Here is a 13,167-nt window from a genome sequence, read left to right as displayed (position 1 = left end):
TTGTGTCAGGCATCATAAAGAAAACGATTTTTACCTGGTAAACGAGGCTGGATACCCGATGTTTCAGCAGCAAAAGGACTGGGAAACGAGAGAAAACGCGTTCGCTGCTTTTTCTATGGGGCCACTGACAGATTTCTGGCGTCAGCGGGAAGAAGCAGAATTCACGGGCGTGGACGACGTTCCCGTACACTTTGTCCGCTTTCACGCAAAGAAAAACGATCGTGTCATCGTCATCTGTCCAGGTCGCATTGAAAGCTACGTAAAGTATGCCGAACTGGCGTATGACCTGTTCCATCTTGGTTTTGATGTCCTCATCATCGACCACCGCGGGCAAGGGCGCTCCGGGCGTTTGCTGTCGGATACGCACCGTGGTCATGTGGTCAATTTTAACGATTATGTCGATGACTTAACCGCATTCTGGCAGCAGGAAGTGCAATCGGGGCCGTGGCGGAAACGCTATATTCTGGCGCACTCTATGGGGGGCGCTATCGCCACGCTGTTCCTGCAACGCAACGCCGTCCAGTGTGATGCCATCGCGCTTTGCGCGCCGATGTTTGGTATCGTGATGCGCTTACCGGAATGGATGGTGCGCCACATTCTTGACTGGGCCGAGGGGCATCAGCGAATCCGTGAAGGGTATGCCATTGGCACCGGGCGCTGGCGAGCGCTGCCCTTTAGTATGAATGTGCTAACGCACAGTCGGCAGCGCTATCGGCGCAATTTACGTTTCTATGCCGATGAACCCCGGCTGCGCGTCGGGGGGCCGACTTACCACTGGGTGCGTGAAGGTATTCTGGCGGGTGAGCAGGCTCTGGCGGGGGCGGGTGATGACGCAACCCCTGTGCTACTCGTTCAGGCTGAAGAAGAGCGTGTGGTGGATAACCGCGCGCATGACCGTTTTTGTGAAATCCGCGCCGCAGCGGGCCATCCCGTAGAGGGAGAGCGACCGCTTGTCATAAAAGGCGCGTACCATGAGATCCTTTTTGAAAAGGACGCAATGCGCTCAGTCGCGCTTAACGCCATTGTCGAATTTTTCGACAGGCATAACTAATTCATCCAGCGGAAACCGCTTTGCCTTGAGGTTTAATTTTCTTATGTATCAGGTTGTTGCGTCTGATTTAGATGGTACGCTGCTCTCTCCCGATCACACGTTGTCCCCTTACGCGAAAGAGACGCTGAAATTATTGACCGCCTGTGGCGTGAATTTTGTGTTCGCGACTGGCCGCCACCACGTCGATGTGGGGCAAATCCGCGATAATCTTGAGATTAAGTCTTACATGATTACCTCCAACGGCGCGCGCGTGCATGACACCGACGGGAACCTGGTGTTCACCCACAACCTTGACCGCGACATCGCCAGCGATCTGTTTGGCGTAGTGAATGCAAGCCCGGATATCGTGACTAACGTCTATCGCGATGATGAGTGGTTTATGAACCGCCACCGCCCGGATGAAATGCGTTTCTTCAAAGAAGCGGTATTTCACTATTCGCTGTTCGAACCGGCGATGCTGGAGCCTGAAGGGGTCAGCAAAGTGTTCTTCACCAGCGATGCGCATGAAAAACTACTGCCGCTGGAGCAGGCGATTAACGCACGCTGGGGCGATCGTGTGAACGTCAGCTTCTCTACGCTGACCTGTCTGGAAGTGATGGCGGGAGGCGTGTCGAAAGGGCATGCTCTGGAAGCCGTCTCGAAAGCGATGGGCTACAAATTGCAGGATTGCATTGCGTTTGGCGATGGCATGAACGACGCGGAAATGCTCTCGATGGCGGGGAAAGGCTGCATTATGGGCAATGCCCATCAGCGCCTGAAAGATCTGCATCCGGGCCTGGAAATCATTGGCATCAATGCCGACGATGCCGTACCGCATTATCTGCGTAAGCTCTTTTTGCGGTAATGCGATTGCTCTTTAGTTGACCAGTTGTCAACTAAACTCTCCGCTACAATGGGTGCCCCTTATTCAAAGAGACATCCATTGTGGCGCTACTCATCATTACCACTATCCTGTGGGCCTTCTCCTTTAGCCTGTTCGGCGAGTATCTCGCGGGTCATGTTGATAGCTATTTTGCGGTGCTGGTGCGTGTTGGGCTGGCAGCGCTGGTGTTTCTCCCGTTTCTGCGTACCCGTGGGCATAGCGTAAAAACCATTGGCCTGTATATGCTGGTGGGGGCGATGCAGCTTGGCATTATGTATATGTTGAGTTTCCGCGCCTATCTCTATCTGACGGTCTCCGAACTGCTGCTGTTTACCGTCCTCACGCCGCTTTATATCACGCTGATTTATGATTTGATGAGCAAGCGTCGCCTGCGCTGGGGTTATGCCTTCAGCGCGTTGCTGGCGGTCATCGGCGCTGGGATTATTCGTTACGACCAGGTTACCGATCATTTCTGGACGGGGTTACTGCTGGTACAGCTTTCCAATATCAGTTTTGCCATCGGGATGGTGGGCTACAAGCGTCTGATGGAAACCCGGCCTATGCCGCAGCATAACGCGTTCGCCTGGTTTTACGTCGGGGCATTTCTGGTGGCCGTTGTCGCCTGGTCTATGCTGGGGAACGCGCAGAATATGCCGGAAACGACGCTACAGTGGAGCATTCTGATCTTCCTGGGCGTGGCGGCATCGGGTATCGGCTACTTCATGTGGAACTATGGCGCGACCCAGGTGGATGCCGGTACGTTAGGCATCATGAACAATATGCATGTGCCTGCGGGACTGTTGGTTAATCTGGCGATCTGGCATCAACAGCCCCACTGGCCGAGTTTTATTACAGGCGCGCTTGTGATACTGGCTTCCCTGTGGGTACATCGGAAGTGGGTCGCTCCGCGCTCCGTACAAACGGCAGATGGTCGCATGCGTGGTTCCGCGCCGAGCGAATAAACGCTTCAGTCACCGCCTGACGCTGCTCGCCATCGCGCACCGCAGCGTAGAGGCGGCTCCATAAGCCGTCGCCCAGGGTTTTGGTGACGACCAGCCCCTGGCGTTCGAAACTCTCCACTACCCAGTGCGGCAGGGCGGCAATGCCCATTCTGGCGGCGACCATCTGGATCAGCAGCAGGGTGTTATCCACGTTTTTCAGTGACGGGCTGATGCCGGCGGGTTGCAGGAAATGCCGCCAGACATCCAGTCGGCTGCGCTGTACCGGATAGATCAACAGCGTCTCACTGGCTAAATCTTCCGGCGTAATCTGCGCCTTACTGGCCAGCGGATGATCGGGCGCCAGCACCAGTCGTACTTCAAAATCGAACATCGGTGAATAGTGCAGCCCGCTGCGCGGCAGGATGTCTGATGTCATCACCAGATCCAGCTCCCCCTGTTGCAACGCGGGCTGGGGATCAAACGTCACGCCGGATTTGAAATCCATCTCAACCTGCGGCCACCTGGCGTGGAAGTTTTCCAGCGCCGGGGTCAGCCACTGAATACAGCTATGACATTCAATCGCAATGCGTAATCGGGTCTGCTGTGGTTCGTTACAGGCCTGTAGGGCGCGGCTAATCTGCGGCAGTACCTGGTTTGCCAGTTGCAGGAGAATTTCCCCCTGTGGCGTAAAACGCAGCGGCTGACTCTTACGGACAAATAACCGGAAGCCAAGGCGCTGTTCCAGATCGCTGAACTGGTGAGACAAGGCGGATTGGGTCTGGTGCAGCGTAGCCGCCGCAGCCGCCAGCGAACCGCTATTCCGCAACGCCTGGAGCGTTTTCAGGTGTTTAATCTCGATCATGAAAGTCCTTCACTTCGGCATGAGTAAATTGCGCTTGAGGAATATACAGTACCTGCCAATTATAGATGTGTAAACATCTGGACGGCTAAAACTCGTCATATTTCGACTTGCAGATGCGTTGGCTTCCTCGCTTACCCCAGTCACTTACTTCAGTAAGCTCCTGGGGATGCGCATCGTTGCCGCCTTCCTGCAAGCCGAACTATTTAGAGTTTTTCTTCAGATTCAATGAAATAAGAGAGGAATAAACATGACAATCCGCAATCACACCCTCGGTTTTCCTCGCGTTGGCCTGCGTCGTGAGTTAAAAAAAGCGCAAGAGAGCTACTGGGCGGGCAACGCCACCCGTGAAGACCTGCTGGCAACCGGACGTGAACTGCGTGCGCGCCACTGGGATCAACAAAAGCAGGCGGGCATCGACCTGCTGCCGGTGGGCGATTTCGCCTGGTACGACCATGTTCTGACCACCAGCCTGTTGCTGGGCAATGTACCGGCTCGTCATCAGAACAGCGACGGCTCGGTGGATATCGACACTCTGTTCCGCATTGGCCGCGGTCGCGCGCCGACCGGTGAGCCGGCTGCGGCGGCGGAAATGACCAAATGGTTTAACACCAACTATCACTACATGGTGCCGGAGTTTGTGAAGGGTCAGCAATTTAAACTGACCTGGACTCAGCTTCTGGATGAAGTGGACGAAGCGCTGGCGCTGGGTCACAAGGTGAAACCGGTACTGCTGGGGCCGGTAACCTACCTGTGGCTGGGTAAAGTGAAGGGGGAGTCGTTCGACCGTCTGAGCCTGCTGAACGACATTCTGCCGGTCTACAAACAGGTACTGACCGAGCTGGCGAAACGCGGCGTTGAATGGGTACAGATTGATGAACCTGCGCTGGTGCTGGAACTGCCGCAGGAATGGCTGGATGCTTACAAGCCTGCGTATGATGCGCTGCAAGGCCAGGTGAAGCTGCTGCTGACGACCTATTTTGAAGGCGTTACGCCGAATCTGGATACCATCGCCGCGCTGCCGGTGCAGGGTCTGCACGTTGATCTGGTACACGGTAAAGATGACGTTGCCGAACTGCACAAGCGTTTGCCGTCTGACTGGCTGCTGTCTGCGGGGCTGGTTAACGGTCGCAACGTCTGGCGCGCCGATCTTACGGAAAAATATGCGCAAATTAAGGACATTGTCGGCAAACGCGACCTGTGGGTGGCCTCATCCTGCTCTCTGCTGCACAGCCCGATCGACCTGAGCGTCGAAACCCGTCTGGATGCGGAAGTGAAGAGCTGGTTTGCTTTCGCGCTGCAAAAATGCGGTGAACTGGCGCTGCTGCGCGATGCGCTGAACAGCGGCGACACGGCAAAACTTGAAGCGTGGAGCGCGCCGATTCAGGCTCGTCGCCACTCCACCCGCGTGCACAACGCGGCGGTGGAGAAACGTCTGGCGGCGATTACCGCCCAGGACAGCCAGCGTGCCAGCCCTTATGCCGAACGTGCCCAGGCGCAGCGTAACCGTTTTAACCTGCCGTCATGGCCGACCACCACGATCGGCTCATTCCCGCAGACGACGGAAATCCGCAGCCTGCGCCTGGACTTCAAAAAGGGCAACCTTGATGCGAATCACTACCGTACCGGCATCGCTGAACACATCAAACAGGCGATCGTTGAGCAGGAGCGTTTAGGTTTAGACGTACTGGTACACGGTGAAGCCGAGCGTAACGACATGGTGGAGTACTTCGGTGAGCATCTGGACGGTTTTGTTTTCACCCAGAATGGCTGGGTGCAGAGCTATGGCTCCCGCTGCGTGAAACCGCCGGTCGTCATTGGCGATGTCAGCCGCCCGGAACCGATCACCGTGGAGTGGGCGAAATACGCGCAGTCCCTGACTGATAAACCGGTGAAAGGGATGCTGACCGGCCCGGTGACGATCCTCTGCTGGTCATTCCCGCGTGAAGATGTAAGCCGTGAAACTATCGCTAAACAGATTGCGCTGGCGCTGCGTGATGAGGTTGCCGATCTGGAAGCGGCGGGAATCGGCATCATTCAGATTGATGAACCGGCACTGCGTGAAGGGCTGCCGCTGCGTCGCAGCGACTGGGATGCTTACCTGCAATGGGGTGTGGAAGCCTTCCGCATCAACGCTGCGGTGGCGAAGGATGATACCCAGATCCATACCCACATGTGTTACTGCGAGTTCAATGACATCATGGATTCTATCGCGGCGCTGGATGCGGACGTGATTACCATTGAAACGTCGCGTTCTGATATGGAGCTGCTGGAATCGTTTGAAGAATTTGAATACCCGAACGAAATCGGGCCGGGCGTCTACGACATTCACTCGCCGAACGTACCGAGCGTCGAGTGGATTGAAGCCCTGCTGAATAAAGCCGCTCAGCGTATTCCGGCGGAACGTCTGTGGGTGAACCCGGACTGCGGCCTGAAAACCCGCGGCTGGCCGGAAACCCGCGCCGCGCTGGCGAACATGGTCAAAGCCGCGCAGAATCTGCGTCAGGCATAATTTGGTGCTCGGGAAGCGCTAGCGCTTACCCGGGTTACAGGAAATCGCAACTGTTGTAGGCCCGGTAAGGCGTAGCCGCCACCGGGCAATTAACGTTTATTTCTTCCCGCCGTACTGCGCAAACCACTCCAGCATTCTTTGCCAGCCATCTTTCGCCGACTCTTCATGATAGCTCGGACGATAATCCGCATTAAAAGCATGTCCTGCATCCGGGTAAACGACGATCTCCGCTTTGGCGTTTGCTGCGCGCAGCGCCTGCCGCATGGTTTCGACGGTATCCACGGGAATGCCAGTGTCCTGCCCGCCATACAGCCCCAGAACCGGCGCGTTCAGATCGGTCGCGATATCCACCGGGTGTTTAGGCGAGTTCAGGGTTTTGTCCCCGACCAGCTTTCCATACCATGCTACCGCAGCTTTTAACTGTGGATTGTGTGCAGCATACAGCCAGGTAATACGCCCGCCCCAACAAAAGCCGGTTATCATCAGACGATGTACATCGCCGCCGTTGCGGGAGGCCCAACTGGCGACGTGGTCCAGATCCGCCAGTACCTGAGAGTCCGGTACTTTGGCCACCAGACCGCTTAACAGCGTTGGGATATCGGCAAAATCATTCGGATCGCCTTCGCGGAAATAGAGTTCTGGTGCGATAGCCAGATATCCTTCCAGCGCCAGGCGGCGGCAAACGTCGCGAATATGTTCATGAACGCCAAAGATCTCCTGCACCACAATGACAACGGGTAACGCGCCATCGTTCACTTTTGGCCGCGCGTGCCAGGCGGGCATCTCATCACCCTGAGTAGGAATGGATGTTACGCCTGCGATAATGGCGTCATCAGGGGTGTGAACCGTTGTGGTAGCAAGGGGGGAAGCAGCAGGTGCAAAGCCAGATTGTTGTATCGTTGTCATGGTATTCTCCGTACCCTTAAGGAAATAGCGCAATGTTAAATATAGACAGCATGCAACAAATCACATTGCCTGAAACAGGCTATCTTTTGTGCAATGGTGCGCGGTATTGATATATTTATGTGATGTAACTCACTATTTCATGGTAATTCAATGCAATTTATTTACTTCATGGTGATGAGCGTCACGAAACTATTTTTAGCTCTTCGGTAAAGTGTCTTTTTGCTTCTTCTGACAAACCCGATTCACAGAGGAGTTTTTATGTCCAAGTCTGATGTTTTTCATCTCGGCCTCACCAAAAATGATTTACAAGGGGCTACGCTGGCTATCGTCCCTGGCGACCCGGAGCGTGTGGAAAAGATCGCCGCGCTGATGGAAAAGCCGGTTAAGCTGGCATCTCATCGCGAATTCACCACCTGGCGTGCTGAGCTGGATGGTAAAGCTATCATCGTCTGCTCTACCGGTATTGGCGGCCCGTCCACCTCTATTGCGGTAGAGGAACTGGCGCAACTGGGTATTCGTACTTTCCTGCGTATCGGCACCACTGGCGCTATTCAGCCGCATATCAACGTGGGCGATGTGCTGGTCACAACCGCGTCTGTACGTCTGGACGGAGCGAGCCTGCACTTTGCGCCGATGGAGTTCCCGGCCGTCGCCGATTTTGAATGTACGACTGCGCTGGTTGAAGCGGCGAAATCCGTGGGCGCGACCACTCACGTTGGCGTTACCGCCTCTTCTGACACCTTCTATCCGGGTCAGGAACGTTACGACACCTTCTCTGGCCGCGTCGTTCGTCGTTTCAAAGGTTCTATGGAAGAGTGGCAATCGATGGGCGTCATGAACTACGAAATGGAATCCGCTACGCTGCTGACCATGTGCGCGAGCCAGGGTCTGCGTGCCGGTATGGTGGCGGGCGTTATCGTTAACCGCACTCAGCAAGAGATCCCGAATGCGGAAACGATGAAACAGACCGAAAGCCATGCGGTGAAAATTGTTGTGGAAGCAGCGCGTCGTCTGCTGTAATTCTTCCCTTTCCCACGAAAGGCCGACGCGTTCGGCCTTTTCTTTTTGCGTAGCGCCTCGCAGGAAAACCCTTTCAAACTGGACGTTTATACAGCACAATTCTATTTTGTGCGGGTAATTCCTTGATGCAGGGGGCGTGGTGGATATCACAATCATTTTGTATGCCGTGTTGGCGCTGGCAGGTGTGGGGGTAGGCTGGCTGATCGCCAGTTATCAACAGGCGCAGCATAAGGCCGAACAGCTGGCGGAACGTGAAGAGATTGTGGCGTCGCTCAGCGCTGCAAGACAGCAGGTTGCGCTAAGCGAACACTGGCGCGAGGAGTGTGAACTGCTCAATAACGAACTGCGCAATCTGCGGGACATCAACACCTCGCTGGAAGCGGATCTGCGTGAAGTCACCACGCGACTGGAGGCCACTCAGCTGCATGCGGAAGATAAAATCCGCCAGATGATCAACAGCGAACAGCGCTTAAGCGAGCAGTTTGAGAACCTTGCCAACCGCATCTTCGAGCAGAGCAACCGCCGGGTTGATGAGCAAAACCGCCAGAGTCTGAATAGCCTGTTAACGCCGCTGCGCGAACAGCTGGATGGCTTCCGTCGCCAGGTGCAGGACAGCTTTGGTCAGGAGGCGCGTGAACGCCACACCCTGGCGCATGAGATCCGCAATCTACAACAGCTGAATGCGCAAATGACGCAGGAAGCGGTGAACCTGACGCGCGCGTTGAAAGGCGATAATAAAACCCAGGGTAACTGGGGAGAAGTGGTGCTGACGCGCGTACTTGAAGCCTCGGGTCTGCGTGAAGGTTATGAGTATGAAACCCAGGTGAGTATTGAAAATGACGCCCGCTCGCGTATGCAGCCGGATGTTATTGTGCGTCTGCCGCAAGGGAAGGATGTCGTCATCGACGCCAAAATGACGCTGGTTGCCTATGAGCGCTATTTTAACGCTGAAGATGAGTACACGCGCGAAAGCGCGTTGCAGGAGCACATCGCGTCAGTACGTAACCATATTCGCTTGCTGGGGCGCAAGGATTACCAGCAGTTGCCGGGGTTACGCACGCTCGACTATGTGCTGATGTTCATTCCTGTCGAGCCTGCGTTTTTACTGGCGCTGGACAGACAGCCCGAACTGATTACCGAAGCGCTTAAAAATAATATTATGCTGGTCAGCCCGACGACGTTGCTGGTGGCGTTGCGTACGATTGCCAACTTATGGCGCTATGAGCATCAAAGCCGTAACGCGCAGCACATCGCAGACAGAGCCAGCAAACTCTACGACAAGATGCGCTTATTTATCGATGACATGTCGTCCATCGGCCAGAGTCTGGACAAAGCGCAGGACAACTACCGGCAAGCCATGAAAAAACTCTCCTCAGGGCGTGGAAATGTGCTGGCGCAGGCGGAGGCTTTTCGTGAGCTGGGGGTGGAAATCAAACGCGAGATAAATCCAGATCTGGTTGAACGTGCGACCTCGCAGGATGAAGAGTATCGTTTACGCGCGGTTCCTGAAGATCAACAGGATACGCCTTGTGCTGATGATGAGCGGATAAATCAGCAATCGCACTAGTTCCTTCGGGGTAGCGGAGCCCGGTTGAAGGGTAGGGCAAATTGGCCCAATCTGTTACACTTCTCGAACATTTTATTGATGAGCAGGCACTGAGATGGTGGAAGATTCACAAGAAACGACGCACTTTGGCTTTCAGACCGTCGCTAAAGAGCAGAAAGCTGACATGGTGGCCCACGTTTTTCATTCTGTGGCGTCAAAGTACGATGTCATGAATGACTTGATGTCATTTGGCATTCACCGCTTGTGGAAGCGCTTCACCATCGACTGTAGCGGCGTGCGTCGTGGTCAGACTGTTCTTGACCTGGCGGGCGGTACAGGCGACCTGACAGCCAAATTCTCGCGTCTGGTTGGCGAAACCGGCAACGTTATCCTGGCGGATATCAATGACTCGATGCTCAAAATGGGCCGCGAGAAGCTACGTAACATTGGCGTGATTGGCAATGTTAAGTACGTGCAGGCCAACGCCGAAGCGCTACCTTTCCCGGATAACACATTCGATTGCATCACCATTTCGTTTGGTCTGCGTAATGTGACGGAAAAAGAGAAAGCGCTGCGTTCCATGTACCGTGTACTGAAACCGGGCGGGCGTTTGCTGGTACTTGAGTTTTCTAAACCAATTATCGAGCCGCTGAGCAAAGCGTATGACGCATATTCATTCCACATTTTGCCGCGTATTGGCTCAGTCGTGGCGAATGATGCGGACAGTTACCGCTATCTGGCGGAATCTATCCGTATGCATCCGGATCAGGACACCTTAAAAGCGATGATGCAGGACGCCGGGTTTGAAAGCGTCGATTACTACAACCTGACGGCGGGCGTTGTTGCGCTGCATCGTGGCTATAAGTTCTGACAGGAGACCGGGGATGCCTTTTACACCCTTCGTGACCGCAGGAATCGAAAATCTGCTCAATACCTTTCTGTACCGTTCACCGGCGCTGAAATCCGCCAGAGCGCGTTTGCAGGACAAGGTGCTGCGTGTGGAGCTCAAAGGATTTTCGACGCCGCTCGTATTGGTGTTCAGTGAACGCCAGGTCGATGTGCTGGGGGCATGGGAAGGCGAGGCTGATTGCACGGTCATCACGCATGCCAGCGTGTTGCCTGAATTGCGCGATCGCCAGCGGCTTACCGCGCTTATTCGCAGCGGCGAGCTGGAGGTTCAGGGCGATATTCAGGTGGTACAGAATTTTGTGGCGCTGGCCGATCTGGCGGAATTCGATCCCGCAGAGCTTTTGGCGCCTTATACCGGCGATATCGCGGCGGAAGGGATCAGCAAAGTCCTGCGTGGCGGCGCTAAGTTTTTACGTCATAACATTCAGCGTCAGCAGCGTTATATCGCTGAGGCGATGACTGAAGAGTGGCGTATGGCGCCTGGGCCGCTGGAAGTGGCATGGTTTGCAGAAGAAACGGCAGCCGTTGAGCGTGCAGTAGACGCGCTGACTAAACGGCTGGAAAAACTGGAGGCCAAATGACGCCAGGTGAAGTACGGCGCCTTTATTTCATCATTCGCACCTTTTTAAGTTACGGCCTTGATGAGCTGATCCCCAAAATGCGTATCACGCTGCCGCTTCGGTTATGGCGTTACTCATTATTCTGGATGCCGAACCGGCATAAAGACAAACCGCTGGGTGAACGATTAAGGCTGGCTTTGCAGGAGCTGGGGCCGGTGTGGATCAAATTTGGTCAAATGCTTTCCACCCGTCGTGACCTTTTCCCGCCTCAGATTGCCGATCAGCTTGCGCTATTGCAGGATAAAGTTGCCCCTTTTGATGGCGCGCTGGCGAAAGCACAAATTGAAGAAGCAATGGGCGGCCTGCCTGTTGAAGAGTGGTTTGATGACTTTGACATCCAGCCATTAGCCTCTGCGTCGATTGCCCAGGTACATACCGCGCGGCTGAAGTCGAACGGTAAAGAGGTGGTGATTAAGGTTATCCGCCCGGATATTCTGCCGGTTATTAAAGCCGATTTAAAACTGATCTACCGTCTTGCCCGTTGGGTGCCGCGCCTGCTGCCGGATGGACGACGCCTTCGCCCGACCGAAGTCGTTCGCGAGTATGAAAAAACGCTGATCGATGAACTGAATTTGCTGCGTGAATCGGCAAACGCCATCCAGCTACGGCGTAATTTTGAAAACAGCCCCATGCTGTATGTTCCCGAAGTCTATTCCGACTACTGTAGTCAGGACATGATGGTCATGGAGCGGATTTACGGCATTCCCGTTTCGGATGTGGCGACGCTGGAAAAGAACGGCACCAACATGAAGCTGCTGGCTGAGCGTGGCGTACAGGTCTTCTTTACCCAGGTGTTCCGCGACAGTTTTTTCCATGCGGATATGCACCCTGGCAATATCTTCGTCAGCTATGAGCATCCTGAAAATCCGAAATACATTGGGATTGATTGCGGCATTGTGGGGTCGCTGAACAAAGAGGATAAACGCTATCTGGCGGAGAATTTCATCGCGTTCTTTAACCGTGACTACCGCAAAGTAGCGGAACTGCATGTGGATTCAGGATGGGTGCCACCGGATACCAATGTTGAAGAGTTTGAGTTCGCTATTCGCACCGTGTGCGAGCCCATTTTCGAAAAACCGCTGGCGGAAATCTCGTTTGGTCACGTTTTATTAAACCTTTTCAATACGGCGCGTCGATTTAACATGGAAGTCCAGCCACAGCTGGTATTGTTACAAAAGACATTGCTGTATGTTGAAGGGGTTGGACGCCAGCTCTATCCACAGTTGGATCTGTGGAAAACGGCGAAGCCGTTTCTTGAATCCTGGATTAAAGATCAGGTTGGCATTCCTGCGCTCACCAGAGCACTTAAGGAAAAAGCGCCGTTCTGGGTCGAAAAAATGCCAGAAATACCTGAACTGGTGTATGACAGTTTGCGCCAGGGCAAATATTTACAGCACAGTGTTGATAAGATTGCGCGCGAGCTTCAGGAGAATCATGTGCGTCAGGGACAATCCCGCTATTTACTGGGCATTGGCGCGACGTTGTTGTTAAGTGGGACATTCCTGCTTGTCAGCCGCCCGGAATGGGGGCTGATGCCTTGCTGGTTAATGGCCGGAGGCCTGGTCGCCTGGCTGATTGGCTGGCGTAAAACTCGCTGATTTTTTCATCGCTCAAGGCAAGTCGTGTATAATGCGACCTTAATAATTCATCATCTATCACAGAGGAACTCGTATGGGTGGTATCAGTATTTGGCAGTTGTTGATCATTGCCGTCATCGTTGTACTGCTATTTGGCACCAAAAAGCTCGGCTCCATCGGTTCCGATCTTGGCGCGTCCATTAAAGGCTTCAAAAAAGCGATGAGCGATGATGATGCGAAGCAGGATAAAACCAGTCAGGACGCTGATTTTACCGCTAAATCTATCGCTGATAAGCAAGGTGAAGCGCAAGGCGAAGCGAAGAAAGAAGACGCCAAAAGTCACGATAAAGAGCAGGTATAATTC

The 13,167-nt window shown here is 54.3% G+C and carries 11 protein-coding genes and 1 pseudogene; 10 read left to right on the top strand and 2 right to left on the bottom strand.

Annotation, left to right across the window (positions count from 1 at the left end; all coding sequences use genetic code 11):
* Nucleotides 1-58: 58 nt before the first annotated feature.
* The 3 genes and pseudogenes from pldB to OGV50_RS04755 all read left to right on the top strand — a co-directional run.
* Nucleotides 59-1,048: pseudogene (pldB, locus tag OGV50_RS04765) on the top strand (lysophospholipase L2); the annotation flags it as partial.
* A gap of 46 nt (nt 1,049-1,094) precedes the next feature.
* Nucleotides 1,095-1,895 carry a sugar/pyridoxal phosphate phosphatase YigL gene (gene yigL / locus OGV50_RS04760; RefSeq protein ID WP_012131170.1) on the top strand — a complete coding sequence of 267 codons (801 nt, stop codon included), beginning with the start codon at nt 1,095-1,097 and terminating at the stop codon, nt 1,893-1,895.
* Between the two features lie 80 nt (nt 1,896-1,975).
* A complete protein-coding gene (locus OGV50_RS04755; protein WP_012131171.1) occupies nt 1,976-2,875 on the top strand; it encodes a carboxylate/amino acid/amine transporter in 900 nt (299 codons plus the stop codon).
* On the opposite strand, the gene metR is transcribed toward OGV50_RS04755, so the two are convergent.
* Nucleotides 2,763-3,716, bottom strand: a complete 954-nt coding sequence (gene metR / locus OGV50_RS04750; protein ID WP_071258139.1) for an HTH-type transcriptional regulator MetR — start codon at nt 3,714-3,716, stop codon at nt 2,763-2,765. The genes OGV50_RS04755 and metR overlap by 113 nt on opposite strands.
* Nucleotides 3,717-3,963: 247 nt before the next feature.
* On the opposite strand from metR, the gene metE reads away from it, so the two are divergent.
* Entirely contained in the window at nt 3,964-6,225 is a 2,262-nt protein-coding gene (gene metE / locus OGV50_RS04745) for a 5-methyltetrahydropteroyltriglutamate--homocysteine S-methyltransferase (RefSeq protein WP_286488364.1), read from the top strand.
* A gap of 96 nt (nt 6,226-6,321) precedes the next feature.
* Here the strand turns inward: metE and OGV50_RS04740 are convergent, their stop codons facing one another.
* A complete protein-coding gene (locus OGV50_RS04740) occupies nt 6,322-7,131 on the bottom strand; it encodes a dienelactone hydrolase family protein (protein ID WP_200097416.1) in 810 nt (269 codons plus the stop codon).
* 258 nt (nt 7,132-7,389) lie between these two features.
* Here OGV50_RS04740 and udp point away from each other — a divergent pair, with 258 nt between their 5' ends.
* The 6 genes from udp to tatA all read left to right on the top strand — a co-directional run bounded on the left by udp (nt 7,390) and on the right by tatA (nt 13,164).
* Nucleotides 7,390-8,151, top strand: coding sequence for a uridine phosphorylase (gene udp, locus OGV50_RS04735; protein ID WP_012131176.1), 762 nt, complete (start codon nt 7,390-7,392; stop codon nt 8,149-8,151).
* Nucleotides 8,152-8,290: 139 nt separating this feature from the next.
* Nucleotides 8,291-9,718, top strand: a complete 1,428-nt coding sequence (gene rmuC / locus OGV50_RS04730) for a DNA recombination protein RmuC (RefSeq protein ID WP_200093331.1) — start codon at nt 8,291-8,293, stop codon at nt 9,716-9,718.
* A gap of 94 nt (nt 9,719-9,812) precedes the next feature.
* Complete coding sequence (gene ubiE / locus OGV50_RS04725; RefSeq protein WP_012131179.1) at nt 9,813-10,568, top strand: bifunctional demethylmenaquinone methyltransferase/2-methoxy-6-polyprenyl-1,4-benzoquinol methylase UbiE; 756 nt, start codon at nt 9,813-9,815, stop codon at nt 10,566-10,568.
* Between the two features lie 13 nt (nt 10,569-10,581).
* A complete protein-coding gene (gene ubiJ, locus OGV50_RS04720; protein WP_012131180.1) occupies nt 10,582-11,187 on the top strand; it encodes a ubiquinone biosynthesis protein UbiJ in 606 nt (201 codons plus the stop codon).
* Nucleotides 11,184-12,824: a ubiquinone biosynthesis regulatory protein kinase UbiB gene (gene ubiB, locus OGV50_RS04715; protein ID WP_012131181.1), complete on the top strand. Its 1,641-nt coding sequence runs from the start codon at nt 11,184-11,186 to the stop codon at nt 12,822-12,824. The genes ubiJ and ubiB overlap by 4 nt, the downstream gene beginning before the upstream one ends.
* A gap of 73 nt (nt 12,825-12,897) precedes the next feature.
* Nucleotides 12,898-13,164 (top strand): Sec-independent protein translocase subunit TatA, encoded by a 267-nt coding sequence (tatA, locus tag OGV50_RS04710; RefSeq protein ID WP_012131182.1) that lies wholly within the window; start codon nt 12,898-12,900, stop codon nt 13,162-13,164.
* Nucleotides 13,165-13,167 lie beyond the last annotated feature (3 nt).

This window comes from Citrobacter sp. CK180 (assembly GCF_030333655.1).
Lineage (GTDB): Bacteria > Pseudomonadota > Gammaproteobacteria > Enterobacterales > Enterobacteriaceae > Citrobacter_B > Citrobacter_B koseri.
Note: the sequence above shows the minus strand (reverse complement) of the source record. Positions and strands in the feature narration are given on the sequence as shown.